The organism is Streptomyces mashuensis (genome assembly GCF_014654785.1).
Classification (GTDB): Bacteria; Actinomycetota; Actinomycetes; order Streptomycetales; family Streptomycetaceae; genus Streptomyces; species Streptomyces mashuensis.
Genome location: NZ_BNBD01000013.1, coordinates 12532 through 36105, shown reverse-complemented (window position 1 = coordinate 36105; position 23574 = coordinate 12532). Strand labels below are relative to the sequence as shown.

Sequence of the window (23574 nt, the reverse complement as noted above, 5' to 3'; positions counted from 1 at the left end):
ATTCGGACAGGGATGCCAGGAGGAGGTCTCACGTGGGACGCGGGTCGTACGCGCTGGCGCGCGTGGCCGTGGTCGTGCGGGCCCCGGCCGTGCGCTTGCTGTGGCTGGGACTGCTGGGAGCGGGCGTCGGCGCCCTGGTGCCCGGGCTGACCGGGCGACGGATCGGGTTGCTGGGCGGGGCCGCGCTGTTCGTCGTCGCCGCGGCGGTGGCGTTCGCGGCGCGGCGCGGCCGGTACACCGCCCTGGCCGGCGCGGCGGAGCGCGCCGGGCGGTCGGTGTTCCTCCAGGACCGGGCCGTGACGATGCGGAACTGGGCGCGGGCGCGCGGCCGCCGCTGGTGGCTGGCGGCGGTGTTCCTCGCCGCGGTCGGCTCCTCGTACGCCGCGCCGGGCGCGGCGGGGCTGGCCATGGCCGGTGCCGGGGCCGGGCTGTGGGCCAAGGCCGTGTGGATCGGTGGCCTGGAGCGGCGCGCGGAGGCGCTGCTGTGGGTCCGTACGGAGTGGGCGCAGGGCAGCCCCGTCGCCGGGTCCGTGCCGGGGTGGATGACCACCGGGATCGCGGCGGGCGACGCGCTGCCGGGCGGGGCCCGGCGCCGGGAGCGGCGCACGGGCGGACGGGCGACGGCCGCGGCGGCGCGCCAGGCCGTGTCCCGGAAATGAGCACGCGGGAATGAGCACGGCCGAGGGGCGGTGGCCGGGGAGGACCCGGCCGCCGCCCCTCGGCATGCGCGCGGGCCCACCCATTGACTAGCGGTATTCATCACCTCAGACTGTGCAGTGTTCTATTCAGAGCCGCCAGGGAGGCAGGGACCCGTGTCAGGACCGCGACCCGTTCGAGCACCGCGAGGAACCGAGCTGAGCGCCCGGGGGTGGCAGCAGGAGGCCGCCCTGCGGATGCTGCAGAACAACCTGGACCCCGAGGTCGCCGAGCACCCCGACAAGCTCGTCGTCTACGGCGGCACCGGCAGGGCCGCGCGCGACTGGGCCTCCTTCGACGCCATGGTCCGCACCCTGCGCACGCTCAAGCAGGACGAGACGATGCTCGTCCAGTCCGGCCGCCCCGTCGGCGTCATGCAGACCCACGAGTGGGCGCCCCGCGTGCTCCTCGCCAACTCCAACCTCGTCGGCGACTGGGCCAACTGGGAGGAGTTCCGCCGCCTGGAGCACCTCGGCCTGACCATGTACGGCCAGATGACGGCCGGCTCGTGGATCTACATCGGCACCCAGGGCATCCTCCAGGGCACGTACGAGACGTTCGCCGCCGTCGCCGCGAAGAAGTTCGGCGGGACGCTGGCCGGGACGATCACCCTCACCGCCGGCCTCGGCGGCATGGGCGGCGCCCAGCCGCTCGCCGTCACCATGAACGACGGCGTCGCCCTCTGCATCGACTGCGACCCGCGCGCCATCGAGCGCCGCATCGAGCACCGCTACCTCGACGTCAGGGCCGACTCCCTCGACCACGCCCTCCAGCTCGCCGTCGAGGCCCGCGACGCCCGCCGCCCGCTGTCCATCGGCGTCCTCGGCAACGCCGCCGAGCTCGTGCCGCAGCTGCTCGCCATGAACGCGCCGATCGACATTGTCACGGACCAGACGAGCGCCCACGACCCGCTGGCCTACCTGCCCATCGGCGTCCCCTTCGACGAGATGGCCATGTACGCGGCCGAGAAGCCCGCCGACTTCACGACCCGCGCCCGCGAGTCGATGGCCAAGCACGTCGAGGCCATGGTCGGCTTCCAGGACGCCGGCGCCGAGGTCTTCGACTACGGCAACTCCATCCGCGGCGAGGCGCAGCTCGCCGGCTACACCCGCGCCTTCGACTTCCCCGGCTTCGTCCCCGCCTACATCCGCCCCCTCTTCTGCGAGGGCAAGGGCCCCTTCCGCTGGGCGGCCCTCTCCGGCGACCCCAAGGACATCGCCGCCACCGACCGCGCCATCCTCGACCTCTTCCCGGAGAACGAGTCCCTGGCCCGCTGGATCAGGATGGCCGGCGAACGCGTCCACTTCCAGGGCCTGCCCGCCCGCATCTGCTGGCTCGGCTACGGCGAGCGCGACCGCGCCGGCGAGCGCTTCAACGACATGGTGGCCAGCGGCGAGCTCTCCGCGCCGGTCGTCATCGGCCGCGACCACCTCGACTGCGGCTCCGTCGCCTCCCCCTACCGCGAGACCGAGGCCATGCTCGACGGCTCCGACGCCATCGCGGACTGGCCCCTGCTCAACGCCATGGTCAACGTCGCCTCCGGCGCCTCCTGGGTCTCCATCCACCACGGCGGCGGCGTCGGCATGGGCCGCTCGATCCACGCGGGCCAGGTCACGGTCGCCGACGGCACGGCACTGGCGGGCGAGAAGATCCGCCGTGTCCTGACGAACGACCCGGGCATGGGCGTGATCCGGCACGTGGACGCGGGCTACGACATCGCGGAGACGGTGGCGGAGGACCGCGGGGTGCGCATTCCGATGCGGGAAGAGGCATGAGCCGGTTCCATGAGATGTGGGCCGACCTCCGGCCCATCGGCCGCAACACGGCCACCGGCGGCTACCGCCGCTTCGCCTGGACCGGGGCCGACACCGACTGCCGGGCCTGGTTCCGCGCCCAGGCGGAGAGCCGCGGCCTCACCTACGAGACCGACCGCAACGGCAACCAGTGGGCCTGGCTCGGCGACCCGGCCGCCGGGGACGCCGTGGTCACCGGGTCGCACCTCGACTCCGTCCCCGACGGCGGCGCCTTCGACGGACCCCTCGGCGTCGTGTCGTCCTTCGCCGCCCTCGACGAACTCCGCAGCCGCGGGGCCGCACCCACCCGCCCCCTCGCCGTCGTCAACTTCGGCGACGAGGAGGGCGCCCGGTTCGGGCTCGCCTGCGTCGGCTCGCGGCTGACCGCCGGGGCGCTCACCCCGGAGGCCGCCCGCGAGCTGCGGGACGCCGACGGCGTCACGCTGCCGCAGGCCATGGAGCGCGCCGGGTACGACCCGGACGCCATCGGCGCCGACCCCGAGCGCCTGGCCCGCATCGGCGCGTTCGTCGAACTCCACGTCGAACAGGGCCGGGCCCTGGCCGGCACGGAGCACGCCGTGGGCGTCGCCTCCGCCATCTGGCCGCACGGCCGCTGGCGGTTCGACTTCCACGGCGAGGCCAACCACGCCGGCACCACCCGCATCGAGGACCGCCGCGACCCGATGCTCACGTACGCCAACACCGTGCTGGCCGCCCGCAAGAAGGCCCGCCTCGCCGGCGCCCTCGCCACCTTCGGCAAGGTCGCCGTCGAACCCAACGGCGTCAACGCCATCCCGTCCCTCGTCCGCGGCTGGCTCGACTCGCGCGCCGCCGACGAGGAGACCCTGGCCGCCGTCCTCGCCGAGATCGAGCAGGCCGCCACCGAGCGCGGCAAGCGCGACGGCGTCGACGTGCGCGTCACCCGTGAGTCGTTCACGCCCGTCGTGGAGTTCGCCCACGACCTGCGGGACGAGCTCGCCCGGCTGCTCGGCGGCGCGCCCGTGCTGCCCACGGGCGCCGGGCACGACGCCGGTATCCTCTCCGGCGCCGTTCCCACCGCCATGCTGTTCGTCCGCAACCCCACCGGCGTGTCCCACTCGCCCGCCGAGACGGCCACCGAGGACGACTGCGTGGCCGGAGTGACCGCACTCGCCGACGTACTGGAGGGGCTCGCGTGCAGCTGACGTACTGGGCCGAACACGCCTGGCTCGACCCCGCGGTCGAGCCGGGCGTGGCGCTCGACGTGACCGACGGGCGGATCACGGCCGTACGCACCGGCGTGGCCGCCCCGCCACCGGGCGCGGTGGTGCTGCGCGGCCTCACCCTGCCGGGCCTGGCCAACGCGCACAGCCACGCCTTCCACCGCGCCCTGCGCGGCCACGTGCAGGTGGGCAGCGGCACCGGATCACCCCCGCTCATGCGGGGAACCGGCGCGGCGGAAGGCGCGTCTTTCGTGCCGGACTCATTCTGGACCTGGCGCAAAGTCATGTACGACGTTGCGGCTCGTCTCACCCCCGAGAACTACTTCGCCCTCGCCCGCGCCGCGTACGCCGAGATGGCCCTCGCCGGCATCACCTGCGTCGGCGAGTTCCACTACGTGCACCACGCCCCGGGCGGCACCCGCTACACCGACCCGAACGCCATGGGCGACGCCCTCATGGCGGCCGCGGCCGAAGCCGGCATCCGCATCACCCTCCTCGACACCGCCTACCTCTCCTCGGGTTTCGGCGCGCCCCCCGAGCCGCACCAGCTCCGCTTCTCCGACGGCACCGCCGACGCCTGGGCCGAGCGCGTCTCCGCGCTGAAGCCGGGCGGCGACCACGCCCGGCTCGGCGCCGCCGTGCACTCCGTGCGCGCCGTGCCCGCCGGTCAGCTGGCCGGCGTCGCCGCCTGGGCCGAGGAACGGCAGGCACCCCTGCACGTCCACCTCTCCGAGCAGACCGCCGAGAACGACGCCTGCCACGCCGCCCACGGCTGCACGCCCACCCGGCTGCTCGCCGACCACGGCGTGCTCGGCCCCCGCACGTCGGCCGTGCACGCCACGCACCTCACCGACGAGGACGTCCGCCTCCTCGGCGGCACGCGGACCACCGTGTGCATGTGCCCCACCACCGAGCGGGACCTCGCCGACGGCATCGGCCCGGCGGTCGCCGTGCAGCGGGCCGGCTCCCCGCTGTCGCTGGGCAGCGACAGCCACGCCGTCGTCGACCTGTTCGAGGAGGCGCGGGCCATGGAGCTCGACGAGCGGCTGCGCACCCGCACCCGCGGCCACTGGACGGCCGCGGCCCTGCTGCGCGCCGCCACCACCGACGGCCACGCCTCCCTCGGCTGGCCGGAGGCCGGCCGCCTGGAGGCGGGTGCCCTGGCCGACTTCACGACCGTGGCGCTGGACTCCGTCCGGACCGCCGGGCCGTCGCCGCTGCTGGGCGCCGAGACGGCGGTATTCGCCGCGACCGCGGCCGACGTGCGCCATACGGTGGTCGGCGGCCGGCACGTCGTACGGGACGGTGCCCACCAGCTCGTACCGGACGTGCCACGGGCCCTGGCCGACTCGATCGCCGCCCTGAGCGCCCCGCCCGCACCGAGCGCCTGACGCCGAGCACCGGAGACAACATGAGCACGGCAATCACCAACATCAGCAGTCTCGTCACCAACGACCCCTCCCTCGGTGAAGGCCCCCTCGGCCTGATCCAGGACGCGGCCGTCGTCGTCGACGGCGACCGCATCGCCTGGGTCGGTACGACCAGCAAAGCACCCGCCACTGACAACGCCGTCGACGCCGGCGGCCGGGCCGTCCTGCCCGGCTACGTCGACTCGCACTCCCACCTGGTCTTCGCGGGCGACCGCACCGCCGAGTTCAACGCCCGCATGTCGGGCCGGAGCTACACCGCCGGCGGCATCCGCACGACCGTGGCCGCCACCCGCGCCGCCACCGACGAGGAGCTGGAGGCCAACCTCCGGCGCCACCTGCACGAGGCCCTGCGGCAGGGCACCACCACCGTCGAGACCAAGTCCGGCTACGGCCTGACCACGGACGACGAGGCCCGCGCCCTGCGCATCGCCGCCGCGCACACCGACGAGGTCACATACCTCGGCGCGCACGTCGTCGCCCCCGAGTTCGCGGACGACCCGGCCGGCTACGTCGCCCTCGTCACCGGCGAGATGCTCGACGCCTGCGCACCGCACGCCCGCTGGGTGGACGTCTTCTGCGAGCGCGGCGCCTTCGACGGCGACCAGGCCCGTACGATCCTCACCGCCGGGCAGCGGCACGGCCTCGTCCCGCGCGTCCACGCCAACCAGCTGGGCCACGGCCCCGGTGTGCAGCTGGCCGTCGAACTGGGGGCCGCGTCGGCCGACCACTGCACCCACCTCACGGACGCGGACGTCGACGCGCTGGCGAACAGCAGCACCGTGGCCACGCTCCTCCCGGGCGCGGAGTTCTCCACCCGCGCCCCCTGGCCCGACGCACGCCGACTGCTGGACGCGGGCGCCACCGTAGCGCTGTCCACCGACTGCAACCCCGGTTCGTCCTACACCAGTTCGATGTCGTTCTGCATCGCGCTGGCCGTCCGCGACATGGGGATGACACCGGACGAGGCCGTCTGGTCCGCCACCGCCGGCGGCGCGGCCGCCCTGCGCCGCACGGACGTGGGCCGCCTCACGCCCGGCGCCCGCGCCGACCTCCAGCTCCTGGACGCCCCGAGCCACGTCCACCTGGCCTACCGCCCGGGCGTACCGCTGGTGCGCGAGGTGTGGCGGGGCGGCGTGCGGGAGGTCTAGGGCTGGTCCACGGGCTCGTCCCCGGCCCCGTCCACGGGCTCCAGGGCCACCAGCGGAATGACCCGCCCCGCGGCGAGGGCCCGTTCGCGGAACTCCGCGAACTGCGGCTCTCGCGCGATCTGCCGGGCCCACACCGCGTCGTGCTCGGCGACGTCGAGCACCCGCGCCCGCACCCGCCGCCGCTCCTCGCCCACCTCGACGGTGGCCTCGGGCGACGCCATGAGGTTGTGGTACCAGGCCGGCGCGGTGGGCGCCCCGCCGTTCGAGGCGAAGACGACGAGCCGGCCGTGGTCGTCGTCGGGGAGATGGACGAGCGGTGTGGTGCGCGGCAGCCCGGTGCGGGCCCCGCGCGTGGTGAGCAGCAACAGCGACGTACCGGCGAAGTCGCCGCCCACCACGCCCTTGTTGGCGCGGAACTCTTCGATGACGGCGAGGTTGAAGGCGTTCATGCCCTTCCCCAACGCCGGGTGCCGCCCCGGATCATCCCGTGCGGCACCCGGCGTCGAGGGGGCGCTTCGTGCGTCACTCCTCCGTCAGGAGGCCCCGGCGGAGTTTGACCAGCGTCCGGGAGAGCAGGCGTGAGACGTGCATCTGCGAGATGCCCAGCTCCTCGCCGATCTCGGACTGGGTCATGTTCGCCACGAACCGCAGCGAGAGGATGTGCCGGTCCCGCTGCGGGAGTTCCGCGATCAGCGGCTTGAGGGACTCGACGTACTCGACGCCCTCCAGGCCGTGGTCCTCGTAGCCGATGCGGTCCGAGAGGGTGCCCTCGGGCTCGTCGGCCTCCGCCTGGGCGTCCAGCGAGCTGGCCGTGTAGGCGTTGCTCGCGGCCATGCCCTCGACGACCTCCTCCTCCGTCAGGCCCAGGCGCTCGGCCAGCTCGGCGACGGTGGGGGAGCGGTCCAGGCGCTGGGCGAGCTCGTCGCTCGCCCTGGCCAGGTCGAGGCGGAGCTCCTGGAGCCGGCGCGGGACGCGCACGGACCAGCTGGTGTCGCGGAAGAAACGCTTGATCTCGCCGATGATCGTCGGCATGGCGAAGGTCGGGAACTCGACGCCGCGGCTGAGCTCGAAGCGGTCGATGGCCTTGATCAGACCGATCGTCCCGACCTGGATGATGTCCTCCATCGGCTCGCTGCGGGTGCGGAACCGCGCGGCCGCGAACTTCACCAGGGCGAGGTTCAGTTCGACGAGGGTGTTGCGCACGTACGCGTACTCGTGGGTGCCCTCCTCGAGCGACGCGAGGCGCGCGAAGAGCGTCTTGGACAGGGCCCGGGCGTCGACCGCGCCCACCTCGTCGTACGGAGGGATCTCCGGGAGGTCCGGGAGGCCCGGGGCGTCGGTCGGGCGGGTGGTGTTTCCGGGGGTTCCGGTGGTTTCGGGTGCTTCCTGACCGGCAAGGTGTGCCGGGGGTGCCGACGGCGCGGTGTTCCGGACGGGGGTGCCGGTCCGCGTTTCGTCCAGCCGGGGTGACATGGGGGTGTCCTCCATCGTTCTCGGCATATGGCTGCCGATGCCGTGACCGTTCCGTTGCTTTTTGCGGCGCCTCCAGAGCCGTCCGTGGGGGATGTGTCCTTCTAGCCCTACCGGTCTTCACCGCCCGCTGGCAAGTCCTGACTGTCCGGTTATGGGAGGGTATGGCGGAAGTTCGGGTTCCGGCCGGGCGTATGGAAGGCGTAGGGTTCTGCCTGCGCCACGCGGGCACACCACACGGCACGAAGGGGAGCGCATGGATCGCGAGATAGTCGGCAACGCGAGCCGGGGCCGGCTGTGGGTGGAGGTCCGGCGGCACGGCGCCGGCGCGGTCGTCGCACCCGTGGGTGAGCTCGATCACCACACGGCCGAGCTGTTGCGCGAGCCGCTGGAGAAGTGTGTCGAGGACGGTGCCGCGCGTGTCGTCGTCGACTGCTCCCGGCTCGACTTCTGCGACTCGACCGGGCTGAACGTCCTGCTCGCCGCCCGGCTGAAGGCCGATGCCGCCGGTGGTGCGATCCACCTGGCCGCCATGCGGCCGGCCGTCGCCCGGGTGTTCGAGATCACAGGCGCCGGGGCCGTCTTCGTCCTGCACGAGACGCTCCAGGCCGCCGAAGCGGCAGTCGTCGACTGAACGCCCGTCTTGACCGCCATGACCGCCTTGTCCGGCCCTGACGGAATCTCCCCGAGTTGTCCTTGTCACAGGCGTTGCCGGGAAACGAGGGGTGTTCCCGGGATGGGGACGGGCAGGAGACAGCTGGATCCCCTGGATCCGATGGAATCGTTGGAACCGTTGCACCACGGTGAGGTGAAGCGCTGATGAGCAGCACCCGGGCGTGCCCGCCGCCGGACGGCCCAGGCCCGGCGGCCGAGGGTGCTGCCTCCGCCGGCCCGCCGCCGGCCGGTACCGGCACGGTGCGCAGGCTGCCGCTGGCCGGCGTCAGCGGCGCCGTGCCCCTCGCCCGGGACTTCACCCGGCAGGCGCTGTACGACTGGGGCTGGCTGCCCGCCGCGGACGCCGACCGGCGCGCCGCCGCGGAGGACGTCCTCCTCGTGGTCTCCGAGCTGGTCACCAACGCCTGCCTGCACGCCGACGGCCCCGAGGAGCTGCGCGTCAGCTGCACGGCCAAGGTGCTGCGGCTGGAGGTTGCCGACCTCGGCGCCGGTACGCCGGCCCCGCGCACCCCGCACCGCGCCGGGCGGCCCGGCGGCCACGGCATGTTCATCGTGCAGCGCCTCTGCCTCGACTGGGGTGTCCTGCGGGCGCAGGACGAGGCCGGCAAGACCGTCTGGGCGGAGCTCGCCGCGCCGTCGTAGGTGCACGGCGCGTTCTCCGTCTTCCCTCTCGACGGGCGCGGGCGTACTGTCGGCGCCCGATCTGATGTGCCGTCAGTTATTGCGGTTCCCGACCGGACGAGAGGGGAGCCCGACGTGTCCCGCTTACCGAGCCGTCCCGCCCGCCGCGCCGGCGCGCTCGCGGCCTCGGCGGCGCTGGCCGCCGGTACGGTCCTGCCTGCGGCGCAGGCCGCGCACGCCGAGGTCGTGGACGTCACCTACCAGTGCAAGACCCCGATCGGCGACAAGAGCGCCGTCTCGCCCATCGACATCAAGGCGGCGCCGAGCGGCTCGGCGTACACCCTGACGATGTCGTTCCAGAAGGGCGTCTCCTCCAGCCCCGTGGAGCTCGGCAAGGGGGTGATGAAGCCAAGTGCGGTGATCAAGGTCGGCGGGGCGGACACCGGCACGGTCGCGGTGACCGGCCCGGCCAACGACCAGCCGATCCCGCCGAACACCCCCATCAAGATCAGCGACTTGTCGGGAACGTACACGCCGAAGAAGGGCGGGCAGGTGACGTTCACGGCGTCGACGCTGACGATCTCGGCGCTGGGAACGACGACGACGTGCGAACCGGCGAACAACCCGAAGCCGTCGCTGACGCTGGAGGTGAAGGACCCGGGCGGGACGACGGGCGGTACGACAGGAGGCACGACGGCCGGTACGACAGGCGGCACGACGGCCGGGTCCACGGGTGGGACGACGACGGGCGGCTCGACGACCGGGGGCTCCACCACCGGCGGCTCGACCACCGGTGGTTCGACCACCGGCGGCGGCAGCCTGCCGCAGACCGGGCCCTCCGATTCGGCCCTGGCCCTCGGCACGCTCGGCGGCACGGTCTTCCTGGCCGGTGTCGCCGGCACCCTCTGGCTCACCCGGCGCCGCCGCACCACCACCGGCTGACGCGGCCGATGACGCCTGTGGCCCCTGCCGCGGTGCTGGCGCTGGCCGCCGCCTCGCTCGCCCCCTGGACGGCGGGGCCCGCGCCCGGCGCGGACGAGCGCGGCGCCGTGTACGTGGAGGGCGCGCCCGGCAGCGTGCTCGCGGACCGGCTCGCCCTGGTCAACCGCTCGGACCGGCCCGTCACGCTGGCGCTGCGCGGCACCGGGCCGTGGATCTCGCTGGCGGCCGGCCGGGTCGGCGTACCGCCGCGTACGCGGGCGGAGGTGCCGCTGACCGTGACCGTCCCGCCGGGCACGCCGCCCGGCGACCACCCGGCGGCCGTCCTGGTGGAGGGCGCCGGCCGGCAGGCGCGGGTCCCGGTGGCGGTACGGGTGACCGGCCCGGCGGTGTCCGCGCCGGCGGTGGAACGGGTACGGGTCACCGGTACGGGCCGGGCCGCCGTCGTGCACTACCGCGTGGTCAACCGTGGCACCACGTCCCTCGCACCGCGCCCGGTGCTCCGGGCCGAGGGCCTCTTCGGCGAGGTGCTGCGCACCCGCCCCGGCAGCGGCGCGCCGGCCGCCCTGCCGCCGGGCGGAGCGGTGGACCTGTCCGAACCGTGGCCCGGGGCGCCCCGCCTGGACCGCGTACGGGTGACCGTCACCGTCACATCCGCGGACGGCACCCGCGCCTCCGCGACGGGCACGTACGCGCCCCTGCCCTGGCTGGGGCCCACGCTGGCCGGTGCGGGCGTGCTGGCGGGGGCGGCGGCACTGACCCTGCGCCGCCGCCGGGCGCACCGATGAACACCCCCGGCGCGCGCCGCACCCGTACAGCGCTCGCCACCGCTGCACTCCTCGCCGTGCTCCCGTGCGCCACTCCCACCCGAGCGGCCGAACCCGAACCCGCTCCCGCCCCCGCCCTCACCCTCGATCACCCCGAGGCCGCCCCCGGCAGCGCCCTCCGGCTCACCGGCACCGGATGGCGGCCCGGAGCGCTGGTCATGTTGATCATCTGCGGGCAGAACATGGCCGGGGGCACCAACGCCTGCGCCAACGGCGACGGGCGGACCGCCACCGTCGGCGCCGACGGGCGGTTCCGCGGCCGTCTGCCGGTCGTGGGGCCACCCGTGCCGTGTCCGTGTCTGGTGCACGCCGCCACCGTGACCGGGCCGGCCGGCGTGGCCGACGCGGGGCTCGTCGTCACGGGGCACCCCGTGGCCGCCCTGCCGGCCCGCCGCGGCGGGGAGCGGCTCGGCGTGCTCGACGCGCGGCTGGAGGGCGCGGACGGGCTGCTGACGTGGTTCGGGGCGCCGCCGCGGCGCCGGCTCGTGGTCACCGTCGCCAACCTCGGCACCGGCGAGGCCCGCGACCCCGTGTTCCGGCTCGGCACCGCCCGCGGCGTGCTGGCGCCGGCGTGGGAGGAGCGGCCCTGGCGCGGCACCGTTGCGCCCGGCGGCCGGGAGCGCATCGTGCTCGACGTGGAGCTCACGGCCGGCGCGCACGGCGACTACACCGTGTCGCTCGGCCACGACGGGCGGGTGCTGGCCGAGCAGCCGTGGCGCGTCGGGTGGCCCTGGGGCGTCACCCTCTTCTGGGCGCTGCTCTGCGTCGTCGTACCACTGGCCGTCCACCGGGCCGGGATGGCCGTCGTCGACCAGGTCCGGCCCCGGCGGCCCCCACGCCTCCCGGAGGCCCCGGCCGCTTTGCCCCCCGGCCTCCCCTGGTTCCGCCCCGGCACCGTCCCGCCGCCGTACGACGCCCCGGAAGCCGCCCCGGAAGCCGCCCCCGAAAACGCCGGTGCCCCCGGCGCCGAAGCACCGGGGGCACCGCCGAAAGGCGCGGGGGACGTCAGCGGACGTCGCCCATGAGGCCCTCGACCCGCTTGCGGGACATCCACACCGCCGCGCTCGCGAGCACCGCGATGACGGCCTCGCCGAGGATCACGCCGACGCCGTTGAGGTCGACGCCCGCCGCGGAGAGCAGACCCGTGACGCAGTCACCGGCCGTGACGGCGAGGAACCAGACGCCGAGCATCTGGCTGGCGTACTTCTGCGGCGCCATCTTCGTCGTCAGCGACAGGCCCACCGGGGAGAGGCACAGCTCGCCCATCGTCTGGACCATGTAGATGCCGAGCAGCCACGCCGGGCTGACCTTGGCGCCGTCCGAGGCCAGGCCCATGGCCGAGGCGAAGACGACGAAGGAGACACCGATGGCGAGCATGGCCAGCGAGAACTTGACCGTGGTGGTCGGCTCCTTCTTGCGGCGGGCCAGGGCCAGCCACAGCGAGGCGAAGACCGGGGCCAGGGCCATGACCCACAGCGGGTTGACCGACTGGAACCACGAGGACGGGAAGTTCAGGCCGAAGACGTTGTCGGTGGTCTTCTTCTCGGCGAAGGTCGACATGGTCGAACCCGCCTGGTCGAAGATCATCCAGAACACGGCGGCGGCGACGAAGAACCAGATGTAGCCGCTGACCTTGGACTGCTCGGAGTCGGAGAGCTCCTTGTCCCGCTTGATGCGGAACAGCACGGCGGTCGGGATGATCAGGCCCAGGATGGTGATCGGGATGACCGCCCAGTTCAGGGTGAAGCTGCCGGTGCCGCCCACGATGCCGTAGAAGACCACCGCGACGCCCAGCCAGATCGCCGCCTTGCGCAGCAGCACGTTGCGCTCGTCCTTGGACAGCGGCGACGGGACGGTGCTGCTGACCGGCGACAGGTGCCGGCTGCCGAACAGGAAGAACGCCAGGCCGATGCCCATGCCGATCGCGGCGAGCGCGAAGCCGAAGTGCCAGTTGACCTTCTGGCCGACCGTGCCGATGACCAGCGGGGCGGCGAAGGCGCCGGTGTTCACGCCCATGTAGAAGATCGTGAAGCCGCCGTCGCGGCGCGGGTCCTTCGGGCCGTCGTAGAGGTGGCCCACCATCGTGGAGATGTTGGACTTCAGCAGGCCGGAGCCCATCGCGACGAGCGCGAGGCCGGCGAAGAACGCCGCCTGGCCCGGGAGGGCGAGGCAGAGGTGACCCGTCATGATCACGCCGCCCGCGATGGCGACCGTCTTGCGCGGCCCCCAGACGCGGTCGCCGAACCAGCCGCCGGGCATGGCGAGCAGGTACACCATCGCCACGTAGACGGAGTAGATGGCCACCGCGTTGGCCTCGGACATGCCGAGACCGCCGCCCTGGCTGCCGGGCTTGGCGTCGGGGCCGCCGGCGATCAGGTAGATGACGAGGAGGGCGCGCATGCCGTAGTAGCTGAAGCGCTCCCACATCTCCGTCATGAAGAGCGGGGCCAGGCCGCGGGGGTGGCCGAAGAACGTCTTCCCACCGGCAGGGGGAGTGGTCTTGTTCTCCGCCTTGGTGGTGTCCTTCGTCAGGCTGGACGCCATGGTCGATCCTTGTGTCAAGCGGGTGCGCGGTGGAGCGGGTGGCGCGCCCGGGAGGGGGGTGGGCCGGCACCGGCTGCGTACGTCCGCCCCCACGCCCGAGGGGTTCGCCTCCCCGGGGACGGGGCGGCGGCAGGACAGTCGCAGACCGGGATCCACGCCTCCGCGCATCTTCGCGCGGCGGCCCGGCCGACAGGTCATTCACTCTGTGCGGGACCGGGGGACCGGCCCCTTGCACGGAAGGGACCCTCGGCGCGTCTCTGGCGGCGAAGGCCCCTCGGTGGTGCTACAGACGTCACGTCACCATACGTCAGCCCCCGCCCCGGTATGGAGGGGTGTGAGACGTGGATCACATGTGATTCGGCAAGAAATCCGGAACCGGTCACCCAAGTTTGAAGGTGATAACACTTTCGGTGAAGTGTTGCCGTAGGTAGCGCGCACTCCTCCTCGGGCGCGCGCCCGCGCGGACTACCATCTCCCCATGACCCGAGTACTGCTCGCCGAGGATGACGCATCCATCTCGGAGCCGCTCGCGCGCGCCCTGCGCCGCGAAGGATACGAGGTGGAGGTCCGCGAAGACGGCCCCACGGCCCTCGAAGCCGGCCGGCAAGGGGGAGTGGACCTGCTCGTCCTCGACCTCGGGCTGCCCGGCATGGACGGGCTCGAGGTCTGCCGCCGGCTGCGCACGGAGGGTCACGGCTTCCCCGTCCTGGTGCTCACCGCCCGCGCCGACGAGGTGGACACCGTCGTCGGCCTCGACGCCGGCGCCGACGACTACGTCACCAAGCCGTTCCGCCTCGCCGAGCTGCTCGCCCGGGTCCGGGCCCTGCTGCGGCGCGGCGCCGCCGACAACAACCAGCAGCCGCCCGCCACGCACGGCGTCCGCATCGACGTCGAGTCGCACCGCGCCTGGATGGGCGACGAGGAGCTCCAGCTCACCGCGAAGGAGTTCGACCTGCTGCGGGTGCTGGTGCGCGACGCCGGCCGCGTCGTCACGCGCGACCAGCTGATGCGCGAGGTCTGGGACACCACCTGGTGGTCGTCGACCAAGACCCTCGACATGCACATCTCCTGGCTGCGCAAGAAGCTCGGCGACGACGCCGCCAACCCGCGCTACATCGCCACCGTCCGCGGTGTCGGCTTCCGCTTCGAGAAGAGCTGAGCCACGAGCTGAGCCATGAGCTGAGCCACGAGAGAACCTGACGAGAAGAACGAGGGCACCGTGCGCCGCCGCCTGATCAACTCCACGCTCGCCGTCGTCCTCGTCGTCATCGCCGTCTTCGGCATCTCGCTCGTGATCGTCGAGACCCGCACGATCGAGAGCAGCGCCCAGGAAAGCGTCCAGTCCGAGGCGGTGCGGCTGGTCAGCATCGTCGACAGCCGCCTCGTGGGCGGCGAACGGGTCGAGTCGGCGGTGCTGAGCGAACAGATCACCCCGTCCCGGTACGCCCGCGTCGACATCCCCGGCCGCGCGCCCATCGAGATCGGCGCCCGCCCCGACGGCGGCGTGATCACCGCCACGCAGAAGGGCGAGCAGGGCGAGACCGTGCGCGTCGAGGAGTCGCGGGTCACGGTGAGCCGCGAGGTCGGGCGCACCCTCCTCGTCATCCTCGCCGTGGCGCTGCTGGCCGTCGTGGCGGCCGTCTTCCTCGCCGTACGGCAGGCCAACCGGCTCACCGCGCCGCTCACCGACCTCGCCGAGACCGCCGAGCGGCTCGGCTCCGGCGACCCGCGGCCCCGGCACCGCCGCTACGGCGTGCCCGAGCTGGACCGGGTCGCCGACGTGCTGGACGCCAGCGCCGAACGCATCGCCCGGATGCTGACCGCCGAGCGGCGGCTCGCCGCCGACGCCTCCCACCAGCTGCGCACGCCGCTGACGGCGCTGTCCATGCGGCTGGAGGAGATCACGCTCACCGACGACCCGGAGACGGTCAAGGAGGAGGCGACGATCGCGCTCACGCAGGTCGAACGCCTCACCGACGTGGTCCAGCGGCTGCTGACCAACTCCCGCGACCCGCAGAGCGGCTCGGCGGTCACCTTCGACCTCGACGAGGTGATCAAGCAGCAGCTGGAGGAGTGGCGGCCCGCCACGCGCACCGCCGGGCGGGCACTGGTGCGCTCCGGCCGGCGGGGGCTGCGGGCCGTGGGCACGCCGGGTGCCGTCGCCCAGGTGCTGGCGACGCTCATCGAGAACTCCCTGATGCACGGTGACGGCACGGTCGCGCTGCGCACGCGCGTCACCGGCAACCAGGCGGTCGTCGAGGTCTCGGACGAGGGCCCGGGCGTCCCCCCGGACCTGGGGGCGCGGGTCTTCGAGCGGACGGTGAGCGGCCGCAACTCCACCGGCCTGGGCCTGGCCGTGGCCCGGGACCTGGCGGAGGCGGACGGCGGGCGGCTGGAACTGCTCCAGCAGCAGCCGCCGATCTTCGCGCTGTTCCTCAGCAGGGACGTGGACCAGATCGACGGGCAGGGAGAGGGCCGGCCGCTGAACCGGGCCGACGAGCAGGACGGCTAGCGAACGGACCGGTCAGCGGCTCGCGCGCTGCGGCGGCGCGTCCGCGAGGAACGATTCGGCGGTCTCCACGGCCTCCCGGGCGGGCAGCGCGCGGAACACCCACGTGCGGTAGGACCAGAAGCGGAAGACGGTGCCGAGGCCGAGGCCCACGACGTTCTTGGCGATGTTGTCGGCGAGCGGCGAGGTCAGGCCCAGGCCGTAGTGGGACAGGCCCAGGGTGCCGTTCTCGATGACCAGGCCGACGCCGCTGAACAGCAGGAAGAGCGTGAGTTCGCGGCTGCGGCGGGTGGTGTCGCAGTCGCGGTAGGTCCAGTAGCGGTTGCCGAGGTAGTTGGTGCCGATGGCCACGGCCGTCGCGATGACGCCGGAACGCACCACGGCCAGCCCGAAGCCGTGCACGCAGAGGTTGAAGACGATGAAGTTGACCACGAATCCGATGGCGCCCACGGCACCGAATTTCGCGATTTCGCGGGCCAGCCGCTCCAGCCGGGAACGCACTGTGCGCCGTTGAGTCATGTGCTTCATGCTAACCAGCGGCCGTGCGGCGGCACGGCGGGAGTGGCCTCCCCTGTAGCTTCGTCCAATGATCGCCGGTCGGCCGGTTCGTGCGTACGGATACCCTGGGGGCGTGACATTCCCGGTAGTCGGCATGGTGGGCGGCGGTCAGCTCGCCCGAATGACCCACGAGGCGGGCATCCCCCTCGGTATCAAGTTCAAGCTGCTCAGCGACACTCCGCAGGATTCTGCGGCGCAGGTCGTGAACGACGTGGTGGTCGGTGACTACCGCGACCTGGAGACGCTCCGCGCGTTCGCCCGGGGTTGCGACGTGATCACCTTCGACCACGAGCACGTACCCACCGAGCACCTCCGTGCCCTGGAGGCGGACGGCATCCCCGTCCGGCCGGGGCCCGACGCGCTGGTGCACGCCCAGGACAAGGGCGTGATGCGGCGCAGGCTGACGGAGATCGGCGTGCCGTGCCCGCGGCATCGCATCGTCGAGGACCCCGCCGACGTCGAGCGCTTCGCGCACGAGGTGGGCGGCTTCCCGGTGGTGCTGAAGACGGTCCGCGGCGGGTACGACGGCAAGGGCGTGTGGGTGGTGCGCGACGCCGCCGCCGCGCAGGAACCGTTCCGCGCGGGCGTGCCCGTCCTCGCCGAGGAGAAGGTCGACTTCGTGCGCGAGCTCGCCGCGAACGTCGTCCGCTCCCCGCACGGCCAGGCCGTCTCGTACCCCGTGGTCGAATCGGTGCAGGTCGACGGCGTGTGCGACACGGTGATCGCGCCGGCGCCGGACCTGCCGGAGGAGCTGTCGGCCCATGCGCAGCAGCTGGCGCTGACGATCGCCAAGGAGCTGGGCGTGGTCGGCCACCTCGCGGTCGAGCTCTTCGAGACGCGCGACGGCCGGGTGCTGGTCAACGAGCTGGCCATGCGGCCGCACAACTCCGGCCACTGGACGCAGGACGGCGCGGTCACCTCGCAGTTCGCCAACCACGTCCGGGCCGTGCTCGACCTGCCGCTGGGCGACCCGCGGCCGCGGGCGCCGTGGACGGTGATGGCCAACGTCCTCGGCGGCGACTACCCCGACATGTACGCGGCGTACCTCCATTGCATGGCGCGGGACCCCGGGTTGAAGATCCATATGTACGGCAAGGACGTGAAGCCCGGCCGCAAGGTCGGTCATGTCAACACCTACGGCGACGACCTGGACGACGTGCTCGAGCGCGCCCGTCACGCCGCCGGCTACCTGCGAGGAACGATCACCGAATGACTCACTCCCCGGGGGACGCCCCCCTGATCGGCATCGTCATGGGCTCCGACTCCGACTGGCCGGTCATGGAGGCCGCCGCCCAGGCCCTGGACGAGTTCGGGATCGCGTACGAGGTCGACGTCGTCTCGGCGCACCGCATGCCGCGCGAGATGATCGCGTACGGGGAGGAGGCGGCGGGCCGCGGCCTCAAGGCGATCATCGCCGGTGCGGGTGGCGCCGCCCACCTGCCCGGCATGCTGGCGTCGGTCACGCCGCTGCCGGTGATCGGGGTGCCGGTGCCGCTCAAGCACCTGGACGGCATGGACTCGCTGCTGTCGATCGTGCAGATGCCGGCCGGCGTCCCCGTCGCCACGGTCTCCGTGGCGGGCGCGCGCAACGCGGGCCTGCTCGCCGTACGGATGCTCGCGGCGCACGACGAGGCGCTGCTGGAGCGGATGCGCCGCTTCCAGGACGACCTCAACGACCAGGCCACGGAGAAGGGCCGCCGCCTGCGTGCGAAGGCGGCGGGCGCCGAGGCCGGCTTCGGCTTCGGGAAGTGACGGCGTGACGACGAGCGAGGAACTCCTGGCCCGGGCCCGCGCGCTCCTGGCGGAGCACCCGGTGGTGGACGGCCACAACGACCTGCCGTGGGCGCTGCGCGAGCAGGTCCGCTACAACCTGGACCGCCGCGACATCGCCACGGACCAGAGCGCCGACCTGCACACCGACCTGCCGCGGCTGCGGGCGGGCGGCGTGGGCGCACAGTTCTGGTCGGTGTACGTCCGCACGGACATGGCCGGCGACGACGCGGTGAGCGCGACCCTGGAACAGATCGACGTGGTGCGCCGCCTGGCCGGCCGGTACGGCTCCGACCTGGTCATGGCGTACACGGCCGACGACATGGAGGCGGCCAGGTCGGAAGGCCGGATCGCCTCGCTCATGGGCGCGGAGGGCGGGCACAGCATCAACTGCTCCCTGGCCACGCTCCGCGCGCTGTACGCCCTGGGCGTGCGCTACATGACGCTCACGCACAACGACAACATCCCGTGGGCGGACTCGGCGACGGACGAGCCGCGCGCGGGCGGCCTCACCCGCTTCGGCGAGGAGGTCGTACGCGAGATGAACCGCCTCGGCATGCTCGTGGACCTCTCGCACGTGTCGGCGGACACGATGCGGGACGCGCTGCGGGTGAGCGAGGCGCCGGTGATCTTCTCGCACTCGTCGGCACGGTCGGTGTGCGACCACCCCCGCAACATCCCGGACGACGTCCTCTCCCAGCTGCCGGCGAACGGCGGCGTGGCCATGGCGACCTTCGTCCCGAAGTTCATCCTCCCGGAGGCCATCGCCTGGACGAAGGCGGCCGACGAGAACATGCGCGCCCACGGCCTGCACCACCTCGACACGACGGCAAAGGGCATGGCGATCCAGCGCGCCTTCGAGGCCGCCAACCCCCGCCCCCTCGCCACGTCCGCCACGGTCGCCGACCACCTCGACCACATGCGCGAGGTCGCCGGCATCGACCACATCGGCATCGGCGGCGACTACGACGGCACCGCCTTCACCCCCGCCGACCTCGCCGACGTCTCGGGCTACCCCCACCTGATCGCAGAACTCCTGCGCCGCGGCTGGTCGGACACCGACCTGGCCAAGCTGACCTGGCAGAACGCGGTCCGAGTGCTGCGGGACGCGGAATCGGCGGCCCGGGAGATCTCGTCCCGCCGCGGCCCGTCGATCGCGACGATCGAGGAACTGGACGGCGCCGGCCGGGGGTGAGTCACCCCTCGCGACCGGCGTCGGCCGGAAGCGAGGAGGTGTCGATGACGAGGCGGAGATCCCCCGGGATCTCCGCCTTCTCGCCGTAGGGGACGATCTGCCGGTACCCGTACGCGCCGTGGAACGGCTTGTGGTGCACGACCAGCTGGGCATCGTAGGGATCGGCGATGACGTAGACGGGAATGCCCGCCTGGGCGTAGGCCTGAACCTTGAAGCCGTAGTCACGCTTCGCGGTCGTGGGCGAGACGACCTCGAAGGCGGCGTGAATGAGGTCGACGGTGTAGACGGCGAGGTTCTTGTCGCACTCGGCCTTCGGCAGAACGACGATGTCCGGACAGAGCTCCGAGTCCACCTCGGGGAACGGTGTAAGGGTGTCTCCCGTGTAGTCCAGGCCTGGTGGCAGCTGGGACGCGATCTGCATGCACAGTGGGACCACTGTCTTGAGATGAAGAGCACGCAGCGGCGACAAAATGATCTCCCCCCGGACGACCTCTGTCTTGAAACCCTCCGGAGCCGGAAAGTCCTCGAGAATGGTGCTGCGCAGCGCACGTTCGAGCTCGATGGTCACGCCGGCCTCCTCGGCTCTGCGGTGGTAGCCCGTGTCACCAGCGTAAACGCCGTGGGTGACTGCCGAATCGTTCCTGTTGGACTTCTTCCTGGACACGCATCGCACCATACGCCGCCACGTGCCGATGGGTGACGGTCCCACTCGGGGCGAGGGCCGAGCCGCACGGTGGGCGCTCAGCCCGCGTCCCGTTCCCTGGCGGCGTCCTGGGACGCGACGTACTTCAGCATCAGCCGGGCGAACTCCAGCCTCTCGTGTTCCGGCCAGTCCGCCGTGATGTGTTCGAACGCCGCCCGCTGGTTGCGGCGCAGCCGGGCCATCAGCTCGCGGCCCTCCGGCGTGAGGTGGAGGACCGTGCGGCGGCCGTCCTGCTGGGAGGCCGCGCGCCGCAGATAGCCGGCGGAGATGCAGTCCGAGACCATGCGGCTGGCCACCGACGGGTCCGTGCCCAGGTGCGTGGCCACGGCGCCCACGGTCACCTCGCGCGCGTCGCCCTGTTCGGCCTCCAGCACGTGGTGGAGCACCAGCGTGCGCGTCAGGTCCTTCTGGGACATCGGGTTCTCGATGTCCAGGAGCGAGGACCGCCGCAACTTGCCGAACGCCGGGCCGACGGCGTCGAGCAGCGCTTCCGCCGACCCCGGATGGTGCTTCGTCATGCACCTCACCTTACCCACTCGCTGTGGCTCCTCAAGGATATGTCTGTTGACACGCAAATGCTTGACTGCTTGCATCTAATTGCAACGCGTCAGAGATCAGTCAACGAGCCGTCCACGATCACAGGAGTCCCCATTGACCATCCTTGTCACCGGTGCGCGCGGCACCGTCGCCCAAGCCGTCGTCGCCGGCCTGCACTCCGCGGGTGTACCCGTCCGCGCCGCCAGCGCCCGGCCCGCAGAGCTCACCGTCCCGGCCGGCGTCGACACCGCCGAACTCGGCCTCGACCGGCCCGAGACCTTCGCCCCCGCCCTGCGCGGTGTCCGTCGCGTCTTCCTCTACCCCGAGCCCGCCGGCATCGAGGAGTTCGTCCGGGCCGCCGAGGCCGCCGGCGTCGAGCACGTCGTCCTGCTGTCCTCGTCCACGGTCACGCGGCCCGGCGCCGAGGACGACCCGCTCGCGCGGCAGAGCCTCACCGTCGAGCGCGCCCTCGCCGCCTCGGGCCTCGCCTGGACGTTCCTGCGCCCGGACGCCTTCACCGTCAACGCCCTCGCCTGGGCGCACGCGCTCACCCGGTCGCTGCCCGTCCAGCTGCCCTTCCCCGACGCGCAGGTCGCGTCCATCCACCCCCGCGACATCGCCGACGTCGCCGTCGCGGCCCTGACCGGCGACTCCCTCACCGGCCGCGCCGTCACCCTCACCGGTCCCGAGTCACTCGCCTTCCGCGAGCAGCTGGCCGTCATCGCCGAGGTCACCGGGCGACCGGTCACCGTCCAGGAGATCAGCCGCGCGGAGGCCGAACAGCAGATGGCCGCCCACATGCCGGCGGGGTACGTCGCCTCGCTGCTCGACCTGTGGGAAGCCGCCTGCGACGGCCCCGCCGATCTCGCGGACACCACCGCGACGCTGCTCGGCCGCCCCGCCCGCACCTTCCGGCAGTGGGTGGAGGAGAACAGCGACGCCTTCGCCCCGGCCCCGGAGCAGCCCGAGCCCAAGCCGATGCCCATCGGCTACTGGCTCCGGCGCGCCGACAAGGCGCTCACCGACGCGATGGACGCCCTGCTCGCGGGCCACGGCCTCACCCGGCTCGGCTGGCAGGTCCTCAACGTCGTCGCCGACGAAGCGCCGGTCACCGACGCCCGCGTCCTGGAGGTGATGGCTGTCCACGCCGACGCCCCCACCCTCACCGCCGTCGTCGAGAAGGCGCTCGCCGCCGGCTGGCTCACCCGCCCGGCACCGGGACAACTCGCACTGACCGGCGACGGACGCACCCGGCTCGCCGAGGTCCTCGCCCGCGTCGGCGCCTTCCGCGAACGCGCGGCGGCCGGCGTCTCCCCGGAGGAGTACCGCACCACCATGCGCGTCCTGGAGCGGCTGACCGCCAACGCGGAGTCCGCCGGCGCGGAGTCCGCCACGCCGTAGGGCGGCCTCCGCCGGGGAGTGGCTACGCGCCGTAGGGCGGTTACGCCGTCGGCCGCCCCATCGCGCGGTACGTCCAGCCCGCCGCCCGCCAGACCTCCGGGTCGAGGGCGTTGCGGCCGTCGAGGATGTGGCGCTCGGCCACGACCTCGCCGAGGGCCGCCACGTCCAGGTCGCGGAACTCCCGCCACTCCGTGAGATGCAGCACCACGTCCGCCCCCCGGCACGCCTCCAGCGCGCTCGGCGCGTAGGCCAGGGTGGGGAAGACCCGGCGCGCGTTCTCCATGCCCTTGGGGTCGTAGATCGTGACCTGGCCGCCCTGGAGGTGGATCTGGCCGGCGACGTTGAGCGCGGGGGAGTCGCGGACGTCGTCGGAGTCGGGCTTGAACGTCGCGCCGAGGACCGCCACGCGGCGGCCGAGGAAGCCGCCGCCGACCGCCTCGCGGGCGAGCTCGACCATGTGGCCGCGGCGGCGCATGTTGATGGAGTCGACCTCGCGGAGGAAGGTCAGCGCCTGGTCGGCGCCCAGTTCGCCGGCGCGGGCCATGAAGGCGCGGATGTCCTTCGGCAGGCAGCCGCCGCCGAAGCCGATGCCGGCGCGGAGGAACTTCTTGCCGATGCGCTCGTCGTGGCCGATCGCCTCGGCCAGCTTGGCCACGTCGCCGCCGGCGGCCTCGCAGACCTCGGCCATCGCGTTGATGAAGGAGATCTTCGTGGCGAGGAAGGAGTTCGCGGCGGTCTTCACCAGCTCGGCGGTGGCGTAGTCGGCGACCACGAACGGCGAGCCCTCGCCGATGGGCGTGGCGTACACCTCGCGCAGCAGCTTCTCGGCGCGTTCGCCCGCGACGCCGACGACGATGCGGTCGGGGTGCAGCGTGTCCTGCACGGCGAAGCCCTCGCGCAGGAACTCCGGGTTCCAGGCCAGTTCCACGTCCGCCCCGGCCGGGGCCAGGTCGGTGAGCACGCGGGCGAGGCGGGCCGCGCTGCCCACCGGCACGGTGGACTTGCCGACGACCAGCGCCGGGCGGTCCAGGCGCGGGGCCAGCGAGGCGAAGGCGCTTTCGACGTACGACATGTCGCAGGCGTACTCGCCGTGCTTCTGCGGCGTGTTGACGCAGACGAAGTGGACGTCGCCGAACGCGCCGACCTCCTCCCAGGAGGTGGTGAAGCGCAGCCGGCCGGTGGAGCCCTCCAGGCCGGCGACGTGCTTGCGCAGCAGGTCCTCCAGGCCCGGTTCGTACATGGGGACCTCGCCGCGCGACAGCGTCTCGATCTTCGCGGGGTCCACGTCCAGGCCCAGCACCTCGAACCCGAGCTCGGCCATGGCCGCGGCGTGCGTGGCGCCGAGGTAGCCGGTGCCGATCACGGTGATCTTGAGGGCCATGCGGTGCTCCAGGTGTGACGGTGGGGCTGTCCCGCCGCCTACCCCCGTAGGCCGCGGTGGTGCCTGAGCATAGTCGGGGCCCGGCCCGGGCAGGCTCCCGGAGATCACCGGTCACGGTGCGTCGCCGCCGCGTCGTCGTCCGTTGTCGGCAAGCTCACGTAGTCCGCGCCGTGGG

General features: G+C 73.1%; 23 protein-coding genes. 16 read left to right on the top strand and 7 right to left on the bottom strand.

The window, feature by feature from the left end:
• The first annotated feature begins 32 nt into the window (after positions 1-32).
• From IE305_RS25585 to hutI, 5 genes are all read left to right on the top strand, one after another.
• A complete protein-coding gene (locus IE305_RS25585) occupies positions 33-659 on the top strand; it encodes a hypothetical protein (RefSeq protein WP_190132113.1) in 627 nt (208 codons plus the stop codon).
• A gap of 153 nt (positions 660-812) precedes the next feature.
• Entirely contained in the window at positions 813-2471 is a 1659-nt protein-coding gene (gene hutU, locus IE305_RS25580; protein WP_190132112.1) for a urocanate hydratase, read from the top strand.
• Between the two features lie 14 nt (positions 2472-2485).
• Positions 2486-3673 carry an allantoate amidohydrolase gene (locus tag IE305_RS25575; RefSeq protein ID WP_190132213.1) on the top strand — a complete coding sequence of 396 codons (1188 nt, stop codon included), beginning with the start codon at positions 2486-2488 and terminating at the stop codon, positions 3671-3673.
• Entirely contained in the window at positions 3664-5082 is a 1419-nt protein-coding gene (locus IE305_RS25570) for a formimidoylglutamate deiminase (RefSeq protein ID WP_190132111.1), read from the top strand. Before IE305_RS25575 ends, IE305_RS25570 begins: the two co-directional genes overlap by 10 nt.
• 20 nt (positions 5083-5102) lie before the next feature.
• Positions 5103-6269, top strand: coding sequence for an imidazolonepropionase (gene hutI / locus IE305_RS25565; protein WP_190132110.1), 1167 nt, complete (start codon positions 5103-5105; stop codon positions 6267-6269).
• On the opposite strand, the gene IE305_RS25560 is transcribed toward hutI, so the two are convergent.
• Positions 6266-6718 (bottom strand): nitroreductase/quinone reductase family protein, encoded by a 453-nt coding sequence (locus tag IE305_RS25560; protein WP_190132109.1) that lies wholly within the window; start codon positions 6716-6718, stop codon positions 6266-6268. The two genes, hutI and IE305_RS25560, sit on opposite strands and share 4 nt — an antisense overlap.
• 73 nt (positions 6719-6791) lie before the next feature.
• Complete coding sequence (locus tag IE305_RS25555) at positions 6792-7757, bottom strand: RNA polymerase sigma factor SigF (RefSeq protein WP_190132108.1); 966 nt, start codon at positions 7755-7757, stop codon at positions 6792-6794.
• Positions 7758-7995: 238 nt separating this feature from the next.
• Here IE305_RS25555 and IE305_RS25550 point away from each other — a divergent pair, with 238 nt between their 5' ends.
• From IE305_RS25550 to IE305_RS25530, 5 genes are all read left to right on the top strand, one after another.
• Positions 7996-8373, top strand: a complete 378-nt coding sequence (locus IE305_RS25550) for an STAS domain-containing protein (protein WP_190132107.1) — start codon at positions 7996-7998, stop codon at positions 8371-8373.
• Between the two features lie 185 nt (positions 8374-8558).
• Complete coding sequence (locus IE305_RS25545) at positions 8559-9056, top strand: ATP-binding protein (RefSeq protein ID WP_190132106.1); 498 nt, start codon at positions 8559-8561, stop codon at positions 9054-9056.
• A 114-nt stretch (positions 9057-9170) separates the two neighbouring features.
• Positions 9171-9977, top strand: a complete 807-nt coding sequence (locus tag IE305_RS25540; RefSeq protein WP_190132105.1) for a peptidase — start codon at positions 9171-9173, stop codon at positions 9975-9977.
• Between the two features lie 8 nt (positions 9978-9985).
• Positions 9986-10762: a hypothetical protein gene (locus tag IE305_RS25535; protein WP_190132104.1), complete on the top strand. Its 777-nt coding sequence runs from the start codon at positions 9986-9988 to the stop codon at positions 10760-10762.
• On the top strand, positions 10759-11826 hold the full coding sequence (locus tag IE305_RS25530) for a hypothetical protein (RefSeq protein ID WP_190132103.1): 1068 nt from the start codon (positions 10759-10761) through the stop codon (positions 11824-11826). The genes IE305_RS25535 and IE305_RS25530 overlap by 4 nt, the downstream gene beginning before the upstream one ends.
• On the opposite strand, the gene IE305_RS25525 is transcribed toward IE305_RS25530, so the two are convergent.
• Positions 11807-13345, bottom strand: coding sequence for a peptide MFS transporter (locus tag IE305_RS25525; RefSeq protein WP_190132102.1), 1539 nt, complete (start codon positions 13343-13345; stop codon positions 11807-11809). The genes IE305_RS25530 and IE305_RS25525 overlap by 20 nt on opposite strands.
• A gap of 478 nt (positions 13346-13823) precedes the next feature.
• On the opposite strand from IE305_RS25525, the gene IE305_RS25520 reads away from it, so the two are divergent.
• Together IE305_RS25520 and IE305_RS25515 are read left to right on the top strand one after the other, a co-directional pair.
• A complete protein-coding gene (locus IE305_RS25520) occupies positions 13824-14504 on the top strand; it encodes a response regulator transcription factor (protein WP_190132101.1) in 681 nt (226 codons plus the stop codon).
• Between the two features lie 60 nt (positions 14505-14564).
• Positions 14565-15857: a sensor histidine kinase gene (locus IE305_RS25515; protein WP_190132100.1), complete on the top strand. Its 1293-nt coding sequence runs from the start codon at positions 14565-14567 to the stop codon at positions 15855-15857.
• A 12-nt stretch (positions 15858-15869) separates the two neighbouring features.
• Here IE305_RS25515 and IE305_RS25510 read toward each other — a convergent pair whose 3' ends face one another.
• A complete protein-coding gene (locus IE305_RS25510; RefSeq protein WP_190132099.1) occupies positions 15870-16373 on the bottom strand; it encodes a GtrA family protein in 504 nt (167 codons plus the stop codon).
• Positions 16374-16440: 67 nt separating this feature from the next.
• Here IE305_RS25510 and IE305_RS25505 point away from each other — a divergent pair, with 67 nt between their 5' ends.
• The 3 genes from IE305_RS25505 to IE305_RS25495 are packed head-to-tail and all read left to right on the top strand — an operon-like array spanning position 16441 to position 19377.
• Entirely contained in the window at positions 16441-17625 is a 1185-nt protein-coding gene (locus IE305_RS25505) for a 5-(carboxyamino)imidazole ribonucleotide synthase (protein ID WP_190132098.1), read from the top strand.
• Positions 17622-18164 (top strand): 5-(carboxyamino)imidazole ribonucleotide mutase, encoded by a 543-nt coding sequence (gene purE / locus IE305_RS25500; protein WP_190132097.1) that lies wholly within the window; start codon positions 17622-17624, stop codon positions 18162-18164. The genes IE305_RS25505 and purE overlap by 4 nt, the downstream gene beginning before the upstream one ends.
• 4 nt (positions 18165-18168) lie before the next feature.
• Positions 18169-19377 (top strand): dipeptidase, encoded by a 1209-nt coding sequence (locus IE305_RS25495; RefSeq protein WP_190132096.1) that lies wholly within the window; start codon positions 18169-18171, stop codon positions 19375-19377.
• A gap of 1 nt (position 19378) precedes the next feature.
• Here IE305_RS25495 and IE305_RS25490 read toward each other — a convergent pair whose 3' ends face one another.
• Together IE305_RS25490 and IE305_RS25485 are read right to left on the bottom strand one after the other, a co-directional pair.
• Positions 19379-20041 carry a Uma2 family endonuclease gene (locus IE305_RS25490; protein ID WP_190132095.1) on the bottom strand — a complete coding sequence of 221 codons (663 nt, stop codon included), beginning with the start codon at positions 20039-20041 and terminating at the stop codon, positions 19379-19381.
• Between the two features lie 77 nt (positions 20042-20118).
• A complete protein-coding gene (locus IE305_RS25485) occupies positions 20119-20598 on the bottom strand; it encodes a MarR family winged helix-turn-helix transcriptional regulator (RefSeq protein ID WP_190132094.1) in 480 nt (159 codons plus the stop codon).
• Positions 20599-20731: 133 nt separating this feature from the next.
• On the opposite strand from IE305_RS25485, the gene IE305_RS25480 reads away from it, so the two are divergent.
• The gene (locus tag IE305_RS25480; protein WP_190132093.1) at positions 20732-22018 is read left to right on the top strand and encodes an NAD(P)H-binding protein; all 1287 of its coding nucleotides are present in this window, start codon (positions 20732-20734) and stop codon (positions 22016-22018) included.
• Between the two features lie 40 nt (positions 22019-22058).
• On the opposite strand, the gene IE305_RS25475 is transcribed toward IE305_RS25480, so the two are convergent.
• Positions 22059-23399 carry a UDP-glucose dehydrogenase family protein gene (locus tag IE305_RS25475; RefSeq protein ID WP_190132092.1) on the bottom strand — a complete coding sequence of 447 codons (1341 nt, stop codon included), beginning with the start codon at positions 23397-23399 and terminating at the stop codon, positions 22059-22061.
• Positions 23400-23574: the final 175 nt, after the last annotated feature.

Excerpts from the sequence above, each read along its gene's own strand:
- IE305_RS25575 (WP_190132213.1), top strand. The coding sequence starts at position 2,486 with ATGTGGGCCGACCTCCGGCCCATCGGCCGCAACACGGCCACCGGCGGC.
- hutI (WP_190132110.1), top strand. The coding sequence starts at position 5,103 with ATGAGCACGGCAATCACCAACATCAGCAGTCTCGTCACCAACGACCCC.
- IE305_RS25560 (WP_190132109.1), bottom strand. The coding sequence starts at position 6,718 with ATGAACGCCTTCAACCTCGCCGTCATCGAAGAGTTCCGCGCCAACAAG.
- IE305_RS25555 (WP_190132108.1), bottom strand. The coding sequence starts at position 7,757 with ATGGAGGACACCCCCATGTCACCCCGGCTGGACGAAACGCGGACCGGC.
- IE305_RS25550 (WP_190132107.1), top strand. The coding sequence starts at position 7,996 with ATGGATCGCGAGATAGTCGGCAACGCGAGCCGGGGCCGGCTGTGGGTG.
- IE305_RS25545 (WP_190132106.1), top strand. The coding sequence starts at position 8,559 with ATGAGCAGCACCCGGGCGTGCCCGCCGCCGGACGGCCCAGGCCCGGCG.
- IE305_RS25535 (WP_190132104.1), top strand. The coding sequence starts at position 9,986 with ATGACGCCTGTGGCCCCTGCCGCGGTGCTGGCGCTGGCCGCCGCCTCG.
- IE305_RS25530 (WP_190132103.1), top strand. The coding sequence starts at position 10,759 with ATGAACACCCCCGGCGCGCGCCGCACCCGTACAGCGCTCGCCACCGCT.
- IE305_RS25525 (WP_190132102.1), bottom strand. The coding sequence starts at position 13,345 with ATGGCGTCCAGCCTGACGAAGGACACCACCAAGGCGGAGAACAAGACC.
- IE305_RS25520 (WP_190132101.1), top strand. The coding sequence starts at position 13,824 with ATGACCCGAGTACTGCTCGCCGAGGATGACGCATCCATCTCGGAGCCG.
- IE305_RS25510 (WP_190132099.1), bottom strand. The coding sequence starts at position 16,373 with ATGACTCAACGGCGCACAGTGCGTTCCCGGCTGGAGCGGCTGGCCCGC.
- IE305_RS25505 (WP_190132098.1), top strand. The coding sequence starts at position 16,441 with ATGATCGCCGGTCGGCCGGTTCGTGCGTACGGATACCCTGGGGGCGTG.
- purE (WP_190132097.1), top strand. The coding sequence starts at position 17,622 with ATGACTCACTCCCCGGGGGACGCCCCCCTGATCGGCATCGTCATGGGC.
- IE305_RS25485 (WP_190132094.1), bottom strand. The coding sequence starts at position 20,598 with ATGACGAAGCACCATCCGGGGTCGGCGGAAGCGCTGCTCGACGCCGTC.
- IE305_RS25475 (WP_190132092.1), bottom strand. The coding sequence starts at position 23,399 with ATGGCCCTCAAGATCACCGTGATCGGCACCGGCTACCTCGGCGCCACG.